This window comes from Variovorax sp. SPNA7 (assembly GCF_033807855.1).
Classification (GTDB): domain Bacteria; phylum Pseudomonadota; class Gammaproteobacteria; order Burkholderiales; family Burkholderiaceae_C; genus Variovorax; species Variovorax beijingensis.
Genome location: NZ_CP138514.1, coordinates 389,683 through 406,450 on the forward strand (window position 1 = coordinate 389,683; position 16,768 = coordinate 406,450).

General features: G+C 66.1%; 16 protein-coding genes. 14 read left to right on the forward strand and 2 right to left on the reverse strand.

What is annotated here, in order from left to right; all coding sequences use genetic code 11:
- The first annotated feature begins 52 nt into the window (after window positions 1-52).
- The 12 genes from gspG (at window position 53) to RZE77_RS29630 (ending at window position 12,855) form a co-directional block, all read left to right on the forward strand.
- A complete protein-coding gene (gene gspG / locus RZE77_RS29575) occupies window positions 53-484 on the forward strand; it encodes a type II secretion system major pseudopilin GspG (protein WP_319443261.1) in 432 nt (143 codons plus the stop codon).
- A 20-nt stretch (window positions 485-504) separates the two neighbouring features.
- Window positions 505-1,704 (forward strand): type II secretion system F family protein, encoded by a 1,200-nt coding sequence (locus RZE77_RS29580; protein ID WP_319443262.1) that lies wholly within the window; start codon window positions 505-507, stop codon window positions 1,702-1,704.
- Window positions 1,701-3,398: a GspE/PulE family protein gene (locus RZE77_RS29585; protein WP_319443263.1), complete on the forward strand. Its 1,698-nt coding sequence runs from the start codon at window positions 1,701-1,703 to the stop codon at window positions 3,396-3,398. Before RZE77_RS29580 ends, RZE77_RS29585 begins: the two co-directional genes overlap by 4 nt.
- Window positions 3,399-3,426: 28 nt before the next feature.
- Window positions 3,427-4,167, forward strand: a complete 741-nt coding sequence (locus RZE77_RS29590) for a hypothetical protein (RefSeq protein WP_319443264.1) — start codon at window positions 3,427-3,429, stop codon at window positions 4,165-4,167.
- Window positions 4,167-4,688, forward strand: a complete 522-nt coding sequence (locus RZE77_RS29595) for a PilN domain-containing protein (protein WP_319443265.1) — start codon at window positions 4,167-4,169, stop codon at window positions 4,686-4,688. The genes RZE77_RS29590 and RZE77_RS29595 overlap by 1 nt, the downstream gene beginning before the upstream one ends.
- The gene (locus tag RZE77_RS29600; RefSeq protein ID WP_319443266.1) at window positions 4,673-5,278 is read left to right on the forward strand and encodes a hypothetical protein; all 606 of its coding nucleotides are present in this window, start codon (window positions 4,673-4,675) and stop codon (window positions 5,276-5,278) included. Before RZE77_RS29595 ends, RZE77_RS29600 begins: the two co-directional genes overlap by 16 nt.
- Window positions 5,275-5,787 (forward strand): hypothetical protein, encoded by a 513-nt coding sequence (locus RZE77_RS29605; protein ID WP_319443267.1) that lies wholly within the window; start codon window positions 5,275-5,277, stop codon window positions 5,785-5,787. Before RZE77_RS29600 ends, RZE77_RS29605 begins: the two co-directional genes overlap by 4 nt.
- Window positions 5,784-8,045 (forward strand): secretin N-terminal domain-containing protein, encoded by a 2,262-nt coding sequence (locus RZE77_RS29610; RefSeq protein WP_319443268.1) that lies wholly within the window; start codon window positions 5,784-5,786, stop codon window positions 8,043-8,045. Before RZE77_RS29605 ends, RZE77_RS29610 begins: the two co-directional genes overlap by 4 nt.
- Window positions 8,042-8,515 (forward strand): type II secretion system protein, encoded by a 474-nt coding sequence (locus RZE77_RS29615; protein WP_319443269.1) that lies wholly within the window; start codon window positions 8,042-8,044, stop codon window positions 8,513-8,515. Before RZE77_RS29610 ends, RZE77_RS29615 begins: the two co-directional genes overlap by 4 nt.
- A 2-nt stretch (window positions 8,516-8,517) precedes the next feature.
- On the forward strand, window positions 8,518-8,901 hold the full coding sequence (locus RZE77_RS29620; RefSeq protein ID WP_319443270.1) for a type II secretion system protein: 384 nt from the start codon (window positions 8,518-8,520) through the stop codon (window positions 8,899-8,901).
- Window positions 8,876-9,376, forward strand: a complete 501-nt coding sequence (locus RZE77_RS29625) for a type II secretion system protein (RefSeq protein WP_319443271.1) — start codon at window positions 8,876-8,878, stop codon at window positions 9,374-9,376. Before RZE77_RS29620 ends, RZE77_RS29625 begins: the two co-directional genes overlap by 26 nt.
- Window positions 9,377-9,657: 281 nt before the next feature.
- Entirely contained in the window at window positions 9,658-12,855 is a 3,198-nt protein-coding gene (locus tag RZE77_RS29630; RefSeq protein WP_319443272.1) for a hypothetical protein, read from the forward strand.
- 105 nt (window positions 12,856-12,960) lie between these two features.
- On the opposite strand, the gene RZE77_RS29635 is transcribed toward RZE77_RS29630, so the two are convergent.
- Both RZE77_RS29635 and RZE77_RS29640 read right to left on the reverse strand, forming a co-directional pair.
- Window positions 12,961-13,335 carry a hypothetical protein gene (locus tag RZE77_RS29635; RefSeq protein ID WP_319443273.1) on the reverse strand — a complete coding sequence of 125 codons (375 nt, stop codon included), beginning with the start codon at window positions 13,333-13,335 and terminating at the stop codon, window positions 12,961-12,963.
- A 22-nt stretch (window positions 13,336-13,357) separates the two neighbouring features.
- Complete coding sequence (locus RZE77_RS29640) at window positions 13,358-14,251, reverse strand: LysR family transcriptional regulator (protein ID WP_319443274.1); 894 nt, start codon at window positions 14,249-14,251, stop codon at window positions 13,358-13,360.
- A gap of 111 nt (window positions 14,252-14,362) precedes the next feature.
- Between RZE77_RS29640 and RZE77_RS29645 the strand changes: the two genes are divergently transcribed.
- Both RZE77_RS29645 and RZE77_RS29650 read left to right on the forward strand, forming a co-directional pair.
- The gene (locus RZE77_RS29645; RefSeq protein WP_319443275.1) at window positions 14,363-15,361 is read left to right on the forward strand and encodes a Bug family tripartite tricarboxylate transporter substrate binding protein; all 999 of its coding nucleotides are present in this window, start codon (window positions 14,363-14,365) and stop codon (window positions 15,359-15,361) included.
- Entirely contained in the window at window positions 15,361-16,674 is a 1,314-nt protein-coding gene (locus tag RZE77_RS29650) for an FAD-dependent oxidoreductase (RefSeq protein ID WP_319443276.1), read from the forward strand. The genes RZE77_RS29645 and RZE77_RS29650 overlap by 1 nt, the downstream gene beginning before the upstream one ends.
- The last annotated feature ends 94 nt before the right edge of the window (window positions 16,675-16,768 follow it).

Sequence of the window (16,768 nt, forward strand, 5' to 3'; positions counted from 1 at the left end):
AGCCGTTTTGGACAGCCTTGGTTTTTATCTATGGCCTTTCGGCTCCCGCTCTATGAACAACTGCAAGTGGAGAAAACGCCAAAGCCGAGGATTCACCTTGCTGGAACTCCTCGTCGTGCTGGTCATCATCGGCCTGCTGGTCGGCATCGTCGGCCCGCGCCTTTTCGGCAACGTCAGCAAATCTGAAATCACCACCGCCAAGGCCCAGATCGACGTCTTGAGCAAGGCGCTGGATCAGTTCCGCCTGGACGTGGGGCGCTATCCCAGCAGCCAGGAAGGATTGGCGGTCTTGTTTGCGCCGGTTCCTGGCGAGATTCGCTGGCGCGGCCCCTACCTCCGCAAAGACGTTCCCTCGGATCCCTGGGGCCAGCCCTACCAATACAAGTACCCCGGCAACAAGCAGACCGACGACTTCGACCTCTATTCCTTCGGCCCCGACAAGGCCCCCGGCGGCAGCGGCGACAACGCGGACATCGGGCGATAGCGCGCGCGGGCAGGCATTGCATGGCAACCTTCAAGGTGCGCGGTCTGACCGCCCAGGGCGAATTGCAGATGCGCCTGGTCACCGCCGGCAGCCGCATCGAGGCCGAACAGTCGGCCCGCCAGGGTGGCTTGATGCGCGTGCTCGACGTGCAGGGAGAAGGCTTCCGCTTGTCGCTGGCCTCGCAGAGAAGCGGCTTTGATCTTTCCCTGTTTGCCCACGAACTTGTCGCGCTGCTGGGCGCTGGCCTGTCGCTGATCGAAACCCTGGAGACCCTGGCCGAGCGCCAGGAGCACGCGGCGGCACGCGCCGGGTCGGTGCTCAACGACCTGGTGCGCCACATGCAGGAAGGACAGTCTTTCTCGAGCGCGCTCAAGAGCTTTCCTGCCATCTTTCCGGAGCTCTTCATTGCTTCCATTGCGGCCAGCGAGCACACCGGCGAGATGGTGCCCGCGTTGCAGCGCTACCTGCGCTACCACGAGCAACTGGGCATCATCCGGCAGAAGATCATCAGCGCCTCGCTCTATCCGGCGATGCTCTGCGCCGTGGGGTCGGCCGTCGCATTGTTCTTGCTGTGCTTTCTGGTGCCGCGCTTCAGCCACGTCTACGAGGGCATGGAGGACAAGCTTCCACTGGCCTCGCGCTGGCTCATGCACTGGGGCACTTTTGCCAGCGAGCACTGGGTGCTGATCGCCGGACTCCTGATCGCCCTGGCTGTCGCCTTGCCCATCATGCTGACTCGCCCGGGCGCGCGCGCCTGGATGGGTGCGGCCCTGCAGAGCAACCGATGGCTCGGCGGGCGCATCAAGCTGATGCAGCTGTCGCGCTTCTATCGTTCGCTCGGCCTCTTGCTGGGCGGCGGCATTCCCGTGATCAAGGCCATGCACATGGCGCAGGGGCTGTTGCCGTTGCGACTGCAGCCCGCGGCCCTGTCCGCCACGCTGGAAGTCACCCAGGGCCGCAGTCTCAGCGACAGTCTTCACACCGTGGCGTTGACCACACCCGTCGCGCTGCGCTTGCTCCGGGCGGGCGAGCGCAATGGCCAGATGGCTGAAATGCTCGAACAGGCCGCCGCCTTCCACGACAAGGAAATCGCGCACTGGATCGATCGCTTCGCGCGCCTTTTCGAACCCGTGCTGATGCTGGTCATCGGCCTGGCGATCGGCGGCATCGTGATCCTGCTGTACCTGCCGATCTTCGAACTGGCGGGGAGCCTGGGATGAACGCCATCGTCCAGCCCCCGGCCGACTGGTTGACGCCAACCCTGCTGAATGAGGCCACGGCCGCGGCATCGGCCGAGGGAGAGTCCGTGCTGGTGTCGCTCCAGCGCTTGAGCTCGCGTTCCCCGGAAGAGGTACTGGATGCCGTCGGGCGCCATGCCGGCCTGCCGGTGGTTTCGCTGCCTGAGCTGGAAGCGATGACGCCGGATTTCTCGCTGGTGAGCTACGGGGAGTGCCTGGAGCGCGAATGCCTCCAGATGACCGATGCGCAGGGCGTGCGCCACTTCGTAAGCGGCAACCCGCTCGACAGCGCGCTCTACACCTGGGCCACGCACCGGATCCCGGGCTACTTCCGGCTCGCGTTCTCCCACCCGCTCGAACTCAAGGCCATGCTGTCGCGCCTGGAGGCGCACCAGCAGGCGATCTCCCAGGTCATTCGCCTCGAGCAAGGCGCCATCTCCCGGGGAAATGGAGCCGAGAGCGAAGAGATTTCGCTGCGCTCGATTGCCCGCGACGAAAGCCAGGTGGTCCGGCTCGTCAACTCGACGCTCTATGACGCCCACAAGAGCGGCGCCAGCGACATCCACTTCGAGAACACGCCGCTGGGCCTGGTCATCAAGTACCGCATCGACGGCGTGCTGGGCGCCGCGCGGCAGTTGCCGGACGTGAGCCTGGCCGAGCAGGTGATCTCCCGCCTGAAGGTGATGGCGGAGCTCGACATCGGCGAGAAGCGCATTCCCCAGGACGGCCGCTTCGCCGTCAACATTGCCGGACGGGAGATCGATTTTCGCGTGTCGGTGATGCCCGGCCTCTTCGGCGAAGACGCCGTGCTGCGGATTCTCGACAAGCAATCGCTGACCGCCGAACTGGCGCAGCTCAACCTCGATCTGCTGGGCATCGAAGCAAGCGTGCAGCAGACCATCCGCAGGCTGGCGAGCCAGCCCTATGGCATGTTGCTGGTCACGGGCCCCACCGGCTCGGGCAAGACCACGACGCTCTACGCCACGCTCAGCGAAATCAACCACGGCGACGACAAGATCATCACGATCGAGGATCCGGTGGAGTACCAGTTGCCGGGCGTGCTGCAGATTCCGGTCAACGAACGCAAGGGATTGACCTTTGCCAAGGGCCTGCGTTCCATCTTGCGCCATGACCCCGACCGCATCCTGGTGGGCGAGATCCGCGACCGGGAAACTGCCGAGATCGCCGTGCAGGCGGCGCTCACGGGGCATCTGGTCTTCACGACCGTGCATGCCAACAACGTCTTCGACGTGCTGAGCCGCTTCCGGCACATGGGCGTGGACGCCTACAGCTTCGTCACCGCATTGAACGGTGTTGTTGCACAGCGGCTGGTGCGCCTGAATTGCTCGCACTGCCTGGAGGCCTATGAGCCCGACGACGAGTTGCTGCAGGCATCCGGCATCGCGCGCCAGGTGCTTGCCGGGCATGTGCTTCAACGGGGCAGGGGCTGCGCCCATTGCCGCGGCACCGGCTACAAGGGGCGCCGGGCCCTGACCGAGGTTCTGGTGCTGAACGACGAAATGAGGGAGCTGATCCTTCAGCAGGCACCTATCGCCCGCCTCAAGGAGGTGGCACGGGTCCACGGCATGGCCTCGATGCGGCAGGAGGCGCTGGAGGCCGTCAAGCGGGGGCAGACCACCTTGCAGGAGATCAATCGTGTCACGTTCGTGGAGTAGTGCGTGGAACCCTCGCCGCCGGTACAGAGTGCATCTGGCCGCCGACGCGCTGATGGCCTGCGAGGTGCAGGCACAGCGCGGCACGCGCCGTGTCGTCCGCAAGGAACGGTTCGCCTTTGCCGCCGGTGAGCGGGCAGCCGCCCTGCAGTCGCTGCGCGAATGGATGGGCGCAGGCGGATGGCGCGCGTCGCAGGAATGGGTGCTGGGGGTATCCGACGCCCGCTACCTGCTTCTCCAATGGACGCCCGACCTGGCCGACAGGAAACTGCGGGAGGCATTTGCCGCGGCACTGTTCGAGCAGCAGTTCAAGCAAGACCCCGGCACCTATGCCATGCGCTTCGCCAAGAGCGCTTACGGCCGCGCGCAGCTGGTCGCGTTCGTTTCCAACGATCTGCTCGCAGAACTCGAGGTGCATGCACAAACGTCGGCGATCCGTCTGGCGAGCGTGGCTCCCAGCGTTGCGGCGGTCTGGGACCGATTCCGTTCCGTGCTCGAGAAGGAAAGCGGCGCACTGTGCGTGATCGATGGTGACCGCCAGGTCGTTCTTCATCACGCGCAAGGCGATGTGGAGGCAGTGGCGCTGCGGCCCTTCGATGCAGCGCGCATCGAGGCGGTGCCTGCGATGCGCGCAGGCGAGAACCGGTTGCGGCTTTTCTCGTCCACGCCGATGCGGAGCGGCGTGGGCGGCGGCCTCTCGCTCGCAGATGGCGAGGGCTTCCTCACGGCCCGGGACACGGCCTATGCCTTTGCCCTGTGCGGGGTGTTCTGATGGAGATGAAACTGGAATTCGCATCGAGGTCGCCTTGGCGGAAGACCACCGTGGTGCTTCTCGTGATCGGTGTGGCTTGCAGTGGCTATGCGCTGGCAACGCGCCACAAGCTGCTCGAGCGCCGGGATGCCCTCGTGGCGCAGCTCGACACACAGCAGCGGGCGAGTGACAGAACACGGCCGGCGCAACAGTCGCCAATCCGCAAAGAAGCCGTGGACGAGACGCAGCGATTGGTGTCCGGCCTGCAGCGCCCGTGGGAGTCGATGCTGAACGCGCTGCAAGCCTCGCTAAGGGATGACGTGGTGGTCAACCGCGTGCAGCCGGAAACCGATGCGTTCCGGCTGCGCATATCCGGCCAGGCGGACAGCAGCCAGGCTTTTGTGGAGTTCGTGCAGCGCTTGCGCGGCGATGCTTCCTGGCGCGCTGTGGAGCCGCTGTCCGAGGCGAAGCAGGCGGACAACCCGGTTCCTGGTGGCAAGCCCGTGGCGTTCCAGTTGGCGGCCGAATGGAATCGGCCGTGACCGCCCGAGGGATTCGCCTGGACGAGCTCATCGGGCGCTTGCGCTGGGGTGCGCGCCTGGCGTGGGAAGACGTCGCCTGGCCTGAATTCCTTGCGGTTGCCGCCCTTGTTCTTGGCGCTGGCGTCGAGTTCTGGGTGAACAAGCCATTGCGCCAGGAGCTGCGCGAACTCCGCGCTTACACGGCGACGGCAAAGGTGGATTCCCCGGCAGAACTGGCGATAGCTCCGGAGCGGGGAGGCGCAGACCTGGTCGCAGGGTTCATGGCCTTTCTCCCGGCGACGGAAATGCGGGAGCAGCAGATGCAGACGCTGCACAGCCTGGCAAGCGAAAGCGGCGTCGCGCTCTCTCGCGTGGAGTACGGACACGGCAGGCTGGAACATCTGCCCGGCCAGCGAATGACGATGCAGCTCTCCGTGTCCGCCGAGTACGGGCCGTATCGGAAGTTCATGCACAACCTGCTGGTCGCCATGCCCAACCTGGGCATCGATCGCGTGACGATGGAAAGAGCGCCCGGGCCAGGGGACAAGCTCAACATCCGTCTTGAAACTACCCTCTATTACCGAGTTGCGGACCCAGGGAGCGCGCGATGAAGGCGCTGTCTTTGTCCAAGCCGTTGCAGGCCGCCTTGCTGTTGACGGCCGCGCTGACGGCGATTGCCTTGCTGAAGCCCGACGCGCTGGACACTCCGGCCGCAGCTCCATTGCAGGTGCATGCCCCGCAGGATCGAACGAGCACCTCACCAGGTTCGGGAGCGCCCTGGATGCGCCTGGCGGGCGAGGAATGGCGGCCCTCGGACGCCGAACAGAGGCGTGCGGCCGAAGCGGCAGCCGCTGCGGCTGCTCCCGTGGTGCCTCCAGCGCCGCCCATGCCATCTCCAAAGCCCACGGCACCCGACCCCGCGCTGACCTACCTCGGCCGCATCGACCAGGACGGGCGCAGCTACGTCTTCCTGGGCAAAGGGGCCGATCCGCAGGTGGTCGAAATCGGCAGCCTGGTCGATCCGCAGTGGAGAGTCGAAAAGGCCAGCGCCACGCAGATCGAGCTTCGCTACCTTCCCCTGAACGAGACTCGCATGATCCCTGTGACTGCGGCGCAATGAAAAAGAACATGTCCGCTCCCTTCGTATCGCCCAGGCTGGTTATGCTCCCGCTGCTGATCGGGCTCCTGTCCGGATGCGCCACCTACCTGGAGGAGCGCCGCGCCGATCAGCTTCTGGCCGAAGGCAGCAACGATGCGGCACTGGTCATGCTGAGCCAATTGGCGAAGACCGACCCGACCGGGTACCGCTTGAAATACCTCCAGGTCAGAGATGGCGTCTTGCGCGACATGCTGCAGAAGGCGCGGCGTCTTGCCGCGGAGAAAAAGACTGCGGGTGCTGAAGAGGGATACCGGGCGGTGCTCCGCATCGATCCTCAGAACGAGGCGGCGCTCGCCGGCCTGGCCGCGCTGGAGCGCGATACCCGTGAGTCGGAACAGATGGGCCAGGCGAGTGCGGCCCTCAAGAATGGCGATTCCGCGGCGGCGATGCGCTCCCTCAGGTCCGTCTTGTCCGAGAACTCGTCGCAGCCCGAGGCGCAACGGCTCCTCCAGGGCATCGAGCTGGAGAGAAACCGCGGCCTCACCGCCGATCCTGTGCTGTCCGAGGCCCTCAAGAAGCCCGTGACCCTGGAGCTCAGGGACGTCGGCATCCAGATGGTGCTCGAGATCCTGTCGCGCACGTCGGGCGTCAATTTTGTGGTCGACAAGGATGTGAAGAGCGACATCAAGACCACGATCTTCGCGAAGAACACTTCGGTCGAAGACGCACTGAACCTCGTGCTGCGTACCAGCCAGCTCAACAAGAAAATTCTCAACGAGTCGACCCTGCTGATCTACGCCGACACCGACGAAAAGAAGAGGCGCTACGAAGACCTGGTGATGCGCACGTTCTACCTGAAGAACGCCGATCCCAAGAAGATGCAGGAGATGGTGAAGGCGCTGATCAATCCGAAGTCGATCTATGTGGACGACCGGTTCAAGATGATGGTGGTGCGCGACAACCTCGACGTCATTGCGGCCATCGAGCGTCTCGTGGCCACCTATGACATTGCCGACCCTGAGGTGCTGCTGGAAGTCGAGATCCTGGAGGTCAACTCCAATGGCCTGCTCAATGCAGGCGTTCAGTATCCGGACCGGTTGGGCGTCAGCGTCCTTGGCAAGGCCGGATTGGCGGGGCAACTGACGGTCAATGAAATCAGAAACCTCAACCGCGACAATTTTCAGCTGTTCCTGCCGGATCCGTTGCTGGTACTCAACCTGAAGCAGACCAGCAGCGATGCAAAGACGCTGGCGAACCCTCGGATCCGCGTCACCAATCGGCAGAAGGCCAAGGTCCTGATCGGCGACAAGGTGCCCGTGATCACCACCACGATCAACCAGACCTCCAGCGCGTCGACCGAATCGATCAGCTACCTCGACGTGGGCCTGAAGCTCGAGGTGGTTCCGGAGATCCACGTGAACAGCGAGGTGACGATTGCGATCGACCTTGAGGTGAGCAATGTCGTGAAGGAAATCCGCTCGACCACCGGACTGCTGGCCTACCAGATCGGCACGCGCAATGCGAGCACGATGCTGCGCCTGCGCGATGGCGAAACCCAGGTGCTGGCAGGTCTCTTGAAAGACGAGCAGAACAACAATTCGGCGGGCATTCCCGGCCTTGGGACGGTGCCGGGTGTGGGCCGGCTGTTCTCGAACCAGACGAACACCAATGGCCGGTCGGAGATCGTCCTCTTGATCACGCCGCGCATCGTGCGGGCCATGCCGACGCCGCCGGCCCATGTCGTCGAGTTTCCGTCCGGCACGGCGGACAACGCCTCCGTCAGGCCCATGCGGCTGACGCCCATTGGCCAATACAGTGGCAGCGACGTGCAGTTGACGCAGGGCTCCAACCTGTCCGGAATGCCCGGGGGAATCCAGGGAGGAGCGCCGGGCGCCCCGGCGATTCCTGCCGTGGACTTGCGTGTTCCCGACCGCGTGCAAGTGGGCACCGATTTCAATGTCACGGTCAATCATGACGCGCCCTACGAGTCGATCGAATTCGACTTGGTTCTGGACCAGCCGGGCATCGAGCTGGCGCGGCCTGCCAAGGAAGCAGAGGGTGCCCAGGTGCAAACGGCGCAAGCCGGGCAGATCATCCACGTGAGCGGAGGAAAGCGGACACAGCCAGGTGCGGTGGTTGCCGTGATTGCGATGAAGGCCGCCAGGATGCCGGCGTCGCCCGTCAGCATTTCCGTTCAGAACCTTCGGGTGAAGGGCGCGGGCGGCGCAGATCTTCCTGCCGCAGTCACCTTGCCCAGGCAGTTCGCGGTGCATCGATGAATGCAGCCCGCGGATTCACGCTGATCGAGATGATGGTCACGGTGGTGCTGGTGGGCATCCTGGCATCCGTTGTGGTGCCGCTCACTGAAATGTCCATCCGGCGGGGAAAGGAGCAGGAGCTGCGCATTGCGCTGCGCGAAGTGCGCGGCGCCATCGACGCCTACAAGCGCGCGGGAGACGAGGGACGCATCTACCGCTCGGCAACGACCACGGGCTATCCGGAAACGCTCGATGTGCTCGTTCAGGGGACGCCCGACCTCAAGGACCCGGGGCATCGGAAGATCTTCTTCCTGCGCCGTGTACCGCGCGATCCCATGAATGCGGACATGAAGCTAGCGCCGGCCGCCACCTGGGGCAAGCGCGCTTACTCGAGCGAGGCCGATCGGCCCAAGGAAGGCGACGACGTGTACGACATCTATTCACTCAGCAAACGAGCGGGCCTGAACGGCGTGCCGTACACGCAGTGGTGAACATGACGAACAACAGAAGCCGCGGCTTCACGCTGATCGAGTTGCTGGTGGTGATGGCCATCGTGTCGGCGTTGCTCAGCATCGTGGTGCCGCGCTACATGCAGAAGGTCGACGTCGCGAAGGAGGCGGCGCTGAAGGAGAACCTGGTCGCGCTTCGCATCGCGCTCGACCAGCACTACAGCGACAAAGGCGCATACCCCGAGAAGCTCGCCGACTTGGTCGCCCAGCGCTATTTGAGAGCGCTCCCGCTGGATCCGGTGACCGAGCGCCGGGATTCCTGGATACCTTCCCTCCGCGAGGAAGAGGGCGGCAGGAAGGTTGTTCACGACGTGCACAGCGGCGCGGCTGGCAATGCCTTGGATGGAACTGCGTTCAAGTCCTGGTAGCCGCACCGGCGCGCGGTATCGACAGCGTCGGCAGCAAGGGGTGGGCTACCTCTTCATGCTGCTGGCGGTGTTCTTGTTGTCGCTGGGCGTTGGCAAGGCGATGGATGTCTATTCGGCGAGTGCGCAAAGAGAGCGCGAGGCCGAACTCGTCCATGTGGGCTCTCTGTACCGCGAGGCCATCAAGGACTACTACCTGAGTGCTCCCAGCGGGCAGCGCCGCTATCCCGTTCAGCTCGAAGACCTCCTGAAGGATGCGCGGCATCTGGTAACGCGCCGCTATCTGCGGCAGCTCTACCAGGACCCGATGACCGCCAAGGCGTTCACGCCGCTTCTGGCGCCTCAGGGTGGCATCTGGGGCGTGGCGAGCGCTTCTTCGAGCCAGCCGATCCGTTCGGTGGTGCCGACCGGCATCACCTTGAAGCAGTCACCGGCGCAGCATTATTCGGACTGGCAGTTTGTCTACGATGGGACTTGAAATGCATCGGCGTGGTCAGTCGCGGCTAGCAAGCGCAGCTCAAAGGCGCGGCCGGATTCGATGTCGTGTTACGTGGTACGTGATCCCCCACGTAACGTAGCAACAGCCAAAAGCTTGGGCGCCTGTGACGAACGGCGCGGCTTCCGCCACACGCATGAACAGCGAAAAAGCCTTTCAAATCAAGGGCTTGCAATAAATCGCACGAGGCTTCCCCGGAGTGGTAGGGCAGTGGCACGCATGTTGCCACTTGTGACCATCCATTCAACGAGGAGGCCTCTCACATGACCGCGTCGCAGACATCGATTCCATCCACTTCCGGAGCCGTCAACAACGACGTTGCACCGGTGGTCATCGCCCAAGCCACGGTGACCCCCATCGCTCCGATGGGATCGTCCGCAGTGCCACCGGTCGCCGCCTCCGGGCCGTCCAGCATCGGATCGCTTTCCAATGCCACTCCCGGCACCGCGCTGATTCGCGACGGCGTCCGGATTCCCGTGGACGGCAGCCACGCCCTTCTCACCGGCGACCGCGTGCTGGTACCCGAAGGTGGCCAGGCCAACGTGTTGTTTCCCGGCTCGCCTTCCAACAAGGCGCCCTTGTCCGGCGTCTTTACCGGCGGCACCGACGCAACGCTCGGATCGACCAAGCTGCCCGGCGGCCTCGAGCAGGTGAACGTCGACGTCGCCACGGGCGACCTCAAGATCACGCCACCCGACAACGATGCCGACGCAGCAGCTGTCGCCGTTACCAAGGCGCATACCGGCGCAGCCGGCATCGGCCTGGGCGAATTCGCCCTCGGCGCGCTCGGAGCAGTCGCGCTCGGTGCGGCATTGAGCGGCGGTGGCGGCAGCGACGGCGGAACGGTTCCGTTCTTCCTTGGCAGCGGGGCCGGCACCGGCGGCGGTACGGGAGGCGGTCTCGATGATGGTGACAGCGACAGCGACAGTGATGCTGATGCTGATGCTGATGCTGATGCTGATGCTGATGCTGATGCTGATGCTGATGCTGATGCTGATGCCGATGCCGATGCCGATGCCGATGCCGATGCTGACGCCGATGCAGACGCCGACGCCGACGCTGACGCTGACGCTGACGCCGATGCCGATGCCGATGCCGATGCCGATGCAGACGCCGACGCTGACGCTGACGCTGACGCTGACGCTGACGCCGATGCGGATGCCGATGCTGACGCCGATGCCGATGCCGATGCCGATGCTGACGCCGATGCCGATGCCGATGCCGATGCCGATGCAGACGCTGACGCCGATGCGGATGCCGACGCCGACGCCGACGCTGACGCTGACGCTGATGCCGATGCCGATGCCGATGCCGACGCCGACGGCGATGCCGACGCCGACGCCGACGCCGACGCCGACGCTGACGCTGATGCTGATGCTGATGCTGATGCTGATGCTGATGCTGATGCTGATGCTGATGCTGATGCTGATGCTGACGCTGATGCAGATGCAGATGCAGATGCAGATGCGGATGCGGATGCCGATGCAGACGCTGATGCAGACGCTGATGCAGACGCAGACGCAGACGCAGACGGCGATCACCTCCTCGATCCGGGCGATGACCTCACCGGCGGCCTGATCGGCTCGACCGACGACAACCTGGGCCTGGGTGGTTCACTCACACCAGTGCCCGGCGTCATCGACGGCGCGACCGACCTGATCGACGACATCGTGTCCCCGATCCTGGGCGAGGAGTTCACGCGGGACGATCCGAACCAGTTCGATCCGGTGGACGACTTCACCGAAACCGTGGTCGACAGCGTGGACGGCGTGGCCGCGCCCATCGTCGACGCCCTGCTGGGCGAAGGCGCCACCGATGCACTGGTCGGCCAGGTCGACCACGTCACCGACGCGCTTCAGAACGGCCTGGACAACCTCGTGGGCGAAAACGGCATCCTGAGCGGCGCGACCACGGCCCTCGGCCTCGACGGTGTCCTGGAAGACCTCGTGGGCGACGGCGGCGTCGTCGAAAACGTGGTCGAAAGCGTGCTGGGCGAGAACAGCCTGCTGAGCGGCCTGATGCAAGAAGAGGGCCTCGTAGGCGGCCTGCTCGCCGAAGACGGCCTGGTCGGCAACCTGCTGGGTGAAGACAGCGCCGTCGGTGGCCTGCTGGGCGAAGTGCTGAGCGACGAAGGCCTCGTCGGCGGCCTCCTGGGTGAAGACGGCGCTCTGGGCGGCCTGCTCGGCGGACCGCTGGGCCAAGAGGGCCTGCTCGGTGGCCTGCTCGGCGGCGAGGGCGCACTCGGCGGCCTGCTGGGCGGCGACGGGCTGGTCGGTGGTCTGCTGGGCGGAGAAGGCACGCTGGCCGGCGTGCTGGGCAGCGAGGGCCTGACCGGCAGCCTGCTCGGCCAGGACGGCGTGGTGGACAACCTGCTCGGCGTGAACGGTGTCGTCGGCGGCCTGATCGGAGACAGCCCGCTCGGTGGCCTGCTGGGCGGCGAGGACGGCCTGCTCGGCGGCCTGACCGACGGCGTGCTGGGTGACGATGGCCTGCTGGGCGGCCTGTTGGGCGAAGACGGCGTGGTCGGCGGCTTGCTGTCCGAGGACGGCGTGCTGGGCAACCTGCTCGGTGGCGATCTGCTGGGTGGTGACTTGCTTGGCGGCGACCTGCTCGATGGCGTCCTCGGTGAAGACGGCATCGTCGGCAACCTGCTTGGCGGCGACCTCCTGGGTGGCGACTTGCTCGGCGGCGACCTGCTCGACGGCATCCTTGGTGAGGACGGCCTTGTCGGCAACCTGCTCGGTGGTGACCTCTTGGGTGGTGATCTGCTGGGCGGCGACTTGCTCGACGGCGTGCTGGGTGAAGACGGCCTCGTTGGCAACCTGCTCGGTGGTGACCTCCTGGGCGGTGATCTGCTCGGTGGCGACCTGCTCGATGGCATCCTTGGTGAGGACGGCCTTGTCGGCAACCTGCTCGGTGGCGATCTCCTGGGTGGCGACTTGCTCGGCGGTGATTTGCTGGACGGCGTGCTGGGTGAAGACGGCCTCGTTGGCAACCTGCTCGGTGGTGACCTCTTGGGCGGTGATCTGCTCGGCGGTGACCTGCTGGACGGCGTGCTGGGTGAAGACGGCCTGGTCGGCAACGTGCTCGGTGGCGACCTCCTGGGTGGTGATCTGCTCGGCGGCGATCTGCTCGACGGCGTGCTGGGCGAAGACGGCCTCGTCGGCAACCTGCTGGGTGGCGATCTCCTGGGCGGTGACTTGCTCGGCGGCGATTTGCTCGATGGCGTCCTCGGTGAAGACGGCCTGGTCGGCAATCTGCTCGGTGGCGACCTCTTGGGTGGCGACCTGCTCGGCGGCGATCTGCTCGACGGCGTCCTCGGCGAAGACGGCCTCGTCGGCAACCTGCTCGGCGGCGACCTCCTGGGAGGAACCATCGCTCCGATCAGCAGCCAGGTCGACCAAGGGCTTGGCGGCAGCGGAACGCCGGTTGCCAGCATCCTGGACAGCCTGCTGGGCTGATCGATGATCCGGCCACCGTCCTTCTTCGAGAGGGGCGGTGGTGGATGCTTCTGAAAGGGGACAGGCCTTCGCGGCCTGTCCCGGACAAGCCCGCGCAGATCTGGCTCAGCGAAACGCTGCGGCCGGGTCGGCGCGGCGTACTTCCATCACGCCATGCGCGGTGGCCTGCTCGTAGACCGATGGCACGCGCGTGGCCAGGTGCAGCAGGATGCGCGGCGCGCGGGTCTTGACAGACCATCGAAGCAGAATGCCGGCCGCTACCAGCGGCCCGCCTATCCATGGATAACCGGCCAGCGCCACGGCGATGCCCGGGCCAATGAGGGCAATCGCCAGCGGCAAGGCGTACGTCCGGTGGGACACAAACGCCGCTGCCAGCGCGGGATTGACGATCACGCGAAAGCGCCCTTGCGGCAGGCCTTGGCGGAATTCCTCGAAAGGGACGTGTTCGGCCGTGTCCCGCATTTCGCTTTGGTTGTTCATGCGCTGCATTCTGACGCGGTGTTCAGCCGCGCCCCGCCTGCTTCAGCGAGGCAGCCGCCAGCTCGATCATCCGCTTGCCGAGCATCGACGGCGCGAAGCCCTCGTGCGCGAGCGCAAAGATGCCCAGCAACGGACTGCCGACGATCGGCCGGAAGTCCAGCTCGTCGCTGCGACAGGCGCGCGCCGTCAGGTCGTCCACGATCGCAATGCCCGCGCCGCAGGCTGCCAGCGCGCAGGCCATCTGGCCGGAACGCACCTCGACCGATGACGCCGCCTCCACCTGGCTGCTGGCACACCAGTCGGCAATGATGCGGCCCTGCGGCGTGTCCCGGCTGAACGAGATCAGGCGCTCGTTCAGCACGTCGCGGGGGCGCAGCAAGCGCTTCGACGACAGCGCATGGCCCCTGGGGAACACGCAGACAAGGCGCCACTGTCCGATCGGTTTCGATGCCAGCAGTGCGTTGTCGGTCGGGATGGTCGAGATCGCGAGGTCTGCTTCGCGGCGGATCAGGCGGCCGAGCATTTCGCGGGTCGGCAATGTCTCCAGGTAGATCCTGGCTGCCGGATATTCGCTTGCCAGCGCCGCGACGGCGCGCGGCACGGCGACCAGCGCGGTGCTCGGGCTGGCCAGCACGCGCAGCGACAGCCGCGCGCCCGATTTGAGCTCCTCGGCGCGTTCCGTCACCCGCCGGATGCCGCCATACACCTCGGACACTTCTTCGTGGAGGGACTGCGCTTCCGGGGTCGGCAGCAGCCGGCCCTTCTTGCGCTCGAACAGGCGCAGGCCCAGCTGCAGTTCGATGTGCGCCAGCATGCGGCTGATGCCCGGCTGCGACACGTGGAGCAGGCGCGCGGCGTCCGTGACGGAGCCCGCCAGCATCACGGCACGAAATACCTCGATCTGTCTCAGGTTCATCTGGGCCTCCGGATAACACGATGTTATGGGAACGCCCGATCTTGGTATTGGCTGGCGAAGCCGCCGCTTCCTATGATCGATCGCACGGCCCCCCAGACGAGAGACAAGCGAATGACCGAACACCTTCCGACAATGAACCGGCGCGCGGTGCTTTCCACCGTCGCGCTTGCCCTTGCCGCCGCCCATGCAGGACGCGGCCTGGCCGCACAGGCCTGGCCGAGCAGGACAGTGCGCATCATCGTGCCGTTCGCGCCGGGCGGTGGCGCCGACAGCTCGGCGCGCGTGCTGGCCGAAGTGCTGGCGCCGGCGCTGGGGCAGAGCGTCATCGTGGAGAACCGGCCGGGCGCCGGCAGCACCATCGGCGTGATGGCCGCCGCGCAGAGCAGGGACGGCCACACGCTGCTCATGGGCAGCAACAGCATGGTGATCAACCCGGTGCTGAATCCGTCGATCGCCTACGACGTGGCGCGCGACTTCGACGCGGTCGGCATGGTGTCGGCGCAGCCGCTGGTCCTGGTCGTGCCCGCGTCCTCGAAGATCGCCAGCTTTGCCGATCTGGTCGCCGAGGCGAAGGCACGGCCCGGCACGCTTACCGCCGGCAACAGCGGCAACGGCACGCTGGCACACCTGACGGCCGAGCTGTTCGCGATCCAGACGCAAGCAACGATCACCAGTGTTCCCTACAAGGGCGAGAGCGCGTTGGTGCCCGACCTGATCGGGGGGCTGGTGTCCTTCGGGTTCCTGAACCTGCCCAGCGTGATCGCGCACATCCGCTCTGGCCGCCTGCACGCGCTGGCCGTGTCCTCGCCTGCGCCCGTGGCCGCACTGCAGGGCGTGCCGACGCTGCGGTCGCTCGGGCAGCCGAGCCTCGAGGTGCAGGGCTGGGCCGCGCTGGTCGCGCCGAGGGGCACGATTCCACCGGAAGGCCTCGCCCGGCTGGAAACGCTGCTGACGCAGGCCCTGGCGACCGATGCCGTGAAGACTCGCTTCGCTTCCTTGAGCGTGGAGCCTGTCGCGAGCGGCCGAGAGGCCACGGCGCAGCACCTGAAAGCAGAGGGCGCGCGCTGGCAGCAGGTGATCAAGGCGCGCGGCATCAAGGCGGATTCGTGATGGACGGCAAGAGCTTCGGCTATCGCATCGCAGCGGCGATCGGCGCGGATGTGGTCGTCTGCGGCGGAGGCGTTGCCGGTGCGATGGCGGCGGTTGCGGCCGCACGCGCCGGCGCTTCGGTGGTGCTGGTCGAGCGCTACGGCTTTCTCGGCGGCAACGCCACGGCCGGGGCCGTCGCGCAGTTCAACAGCTGGCAGACGGCCAACGGCCGCCGGGTGATCGGGGGCCTGGCCGACGAGGTCGTGATGCGGCTCGAAAGGTACGGCGGCGCCGGCGAGCACGCGAGCTTCGTGATGTCGACCGGCCACAGGATGGACCGCGTCGAATACGCACCCGAGGTACTCAAGCTGGTGCTGGACGACATGGTCCAGGAAGCCGGCGTGCGCCCGCTGCTGCATGCCAGCGTGCTCGACGTCCGGGTGACCGGTCGGCACATCGATGCCGTGCACGTGCTGACCAAGAGCGGCGTGGTCGAATTGCGTGCGCAGGTGCTGATCGACGCCTCCGGGGACATCGATGCGCTGAAGCGCGCGGGCGCTGCTTTCCTCGAGCTCGATGATGGCGAGGCGTTGCAGCCGGCCACGATGATGTTCCGCTTCGGACCGATCGACTTCGCACGTTTCGAAGCCCTTTCGAAGACCGAGGTCGCGGCCCTGGCGCGGCGCGGCTACGACGAAGGACAGCTGGCGCGCGCCGCGTTGCACGCGAGCCGCGATCCCTTCAGCACCGACGGCTGGTTCAACATCGGCCGCCTCGGCATCGACGCCACGGACGCCATGGCCCTGGGCGCCGCCGAGATCGAGGGCCGGCGCCAGGCCTGGAAGGCGGCCCAGTACCTGCGGCGATGCGTGCCGGGTTGCGAGGCAGGTCAGCTGCGCGCATTCGGCACGCAGGTCGGCGTTCGCGAAACACGCCGCATCGTCGGCGACCATGTGCTGACCAGCGAGGAACTGCTGCGCCCGGAGCAGTTCCCCGATGCGATTGCCGCCGGCGCATATCCGATCGACATCCATCCGGCTGCCGGCGGAGAACTGCGCTACGAAGGGCTCGACGGCGACCACGCCTACCAGATTCCTTACCGCAGCCTGATTCCGGTCGGTTTCGACAATGCACTGGCGGTCGGTCGTGGCGTCTCGGCGACGCACAGCGCGCACGCCGCGATCCGCGTCATGACCATCTCGATGGCCGTCGGCCAGGCGGCCGGTGCGGCGGCTGCGATGGCCGCGCAGCCGAAGCAGGCCGGGCGCGTTCGTGCGGTCTCGATGCCGGCACTGCGCGAGCGTCTGTTCAGGGACGGGGCCAAGCTGGCCTGACCCGAAGGATCTGCGACACGGAATGTTGCTTCGACATTCCTTTTTTGTCGGCCGCAACCCGAATGCCATCCACGGCTGCCGCAAGTCGACCCCG

Coding starts and splice junctions, on each gene's coding strand:
- gspG (WP_319443261.1), top strand. CDS start 53: ATGAACAACTGCAAGTGGAGAAAACGCCAAAGCCGAGGATTCACCTTG.
- RZE77_RS29580 (WP_319443262.1), top strand. CDS start 505: ATGGCAACCTTCAAGGTGCGCGGTCTGACCGCCCAGGGCGAATTGCAG.
- RZE77_RS29585 (WP_319443263.1), top strand. CDS start 1,701: ATGAACGCCATCGTCCAGCCCCCGGCCGACTGGTTGACGCCAACCCTG.
- RZE77_RS29595 (WP_319443265.1), top strand. CDS start 4,167: ATGGAGATGAAACTGGAATTCGCATCGAGGTCGCCTTGGCGGAAGACC.
- RZE77_RS29600 (WP_319443266.1), top strand. CDS start 4,673: ATGGAATCGGCCGTGACCGCCCGAGGGATTCGCCTGGACGAGCTCATC.
- RZE77_RS29605 (WP_319443267.1), top strand. CDS start 5,275: ATGAAGGCGCTGTCTTTGTCCAAGCCGTTGCAGGCCGCCTTGCTGTTG.
- RZE77_RS29610 (WP_319443268.1), top strand. CDS start 5,784: ATGAAAAAGAACATGTCCGCTCCCTTCGTATCGCCCAGGCTGGTTATG.
- RZE77_RS29615 (WP_319443269.1), top strand. CDS start 8,042: ATGAATGCAGCCCGCGGATTCACGCTGATCGAGATGATGGTCACGGTG.
- RZE77_RS29620 (WP_319443270.1), top strand. CDS start 8,518: ATGACGAACAACAGAAGCCGCGGCTTCACGCTGATCGAGTTGCTGGTG.
- RZE77_RS29625 (WP_319443271.1), top strand. CDS start 8,876: ATGGAACTGCGTTCAAGTCCTGGTAGCCGCACCGGCGCGCGGTATCGA.
- RZE77_RS29630 (WP_319443272.1), top strand. CDS start 9,658: ATGACCGCGTCGCAGACATCGATTCCATCCACTTCCGGAGCCGTCAAC.
- RZE77_RS29635 (WP_319443273.1), bottom strand. CDS start 13,335: ATGAACAACCAAAGCGAAATGCGGGACACGGCCGAACACGTCCCTTTC.
- RZE77_RS29640 (WP_319443274.1), bottom strand. CDS start 14,251: ATGAACCTGAGACAGATCGAGGTATTTCGTGCCGTGATGCTGGCGGGC.
- RZE77_RS29645 (WP_319443275.1), top strand. CDS start 14,363: ATGACCGAACACCTTCCGACAATGAACCGGCGCGCGGTGCTTTCCACC.
- RZE77_RS29650 (WP_319443276.1), top strand. CDS start 15,361: ATGGACGGCAAGAGCTTCGGCTATCGCATCGCAGCGGCGATCGGCGCG.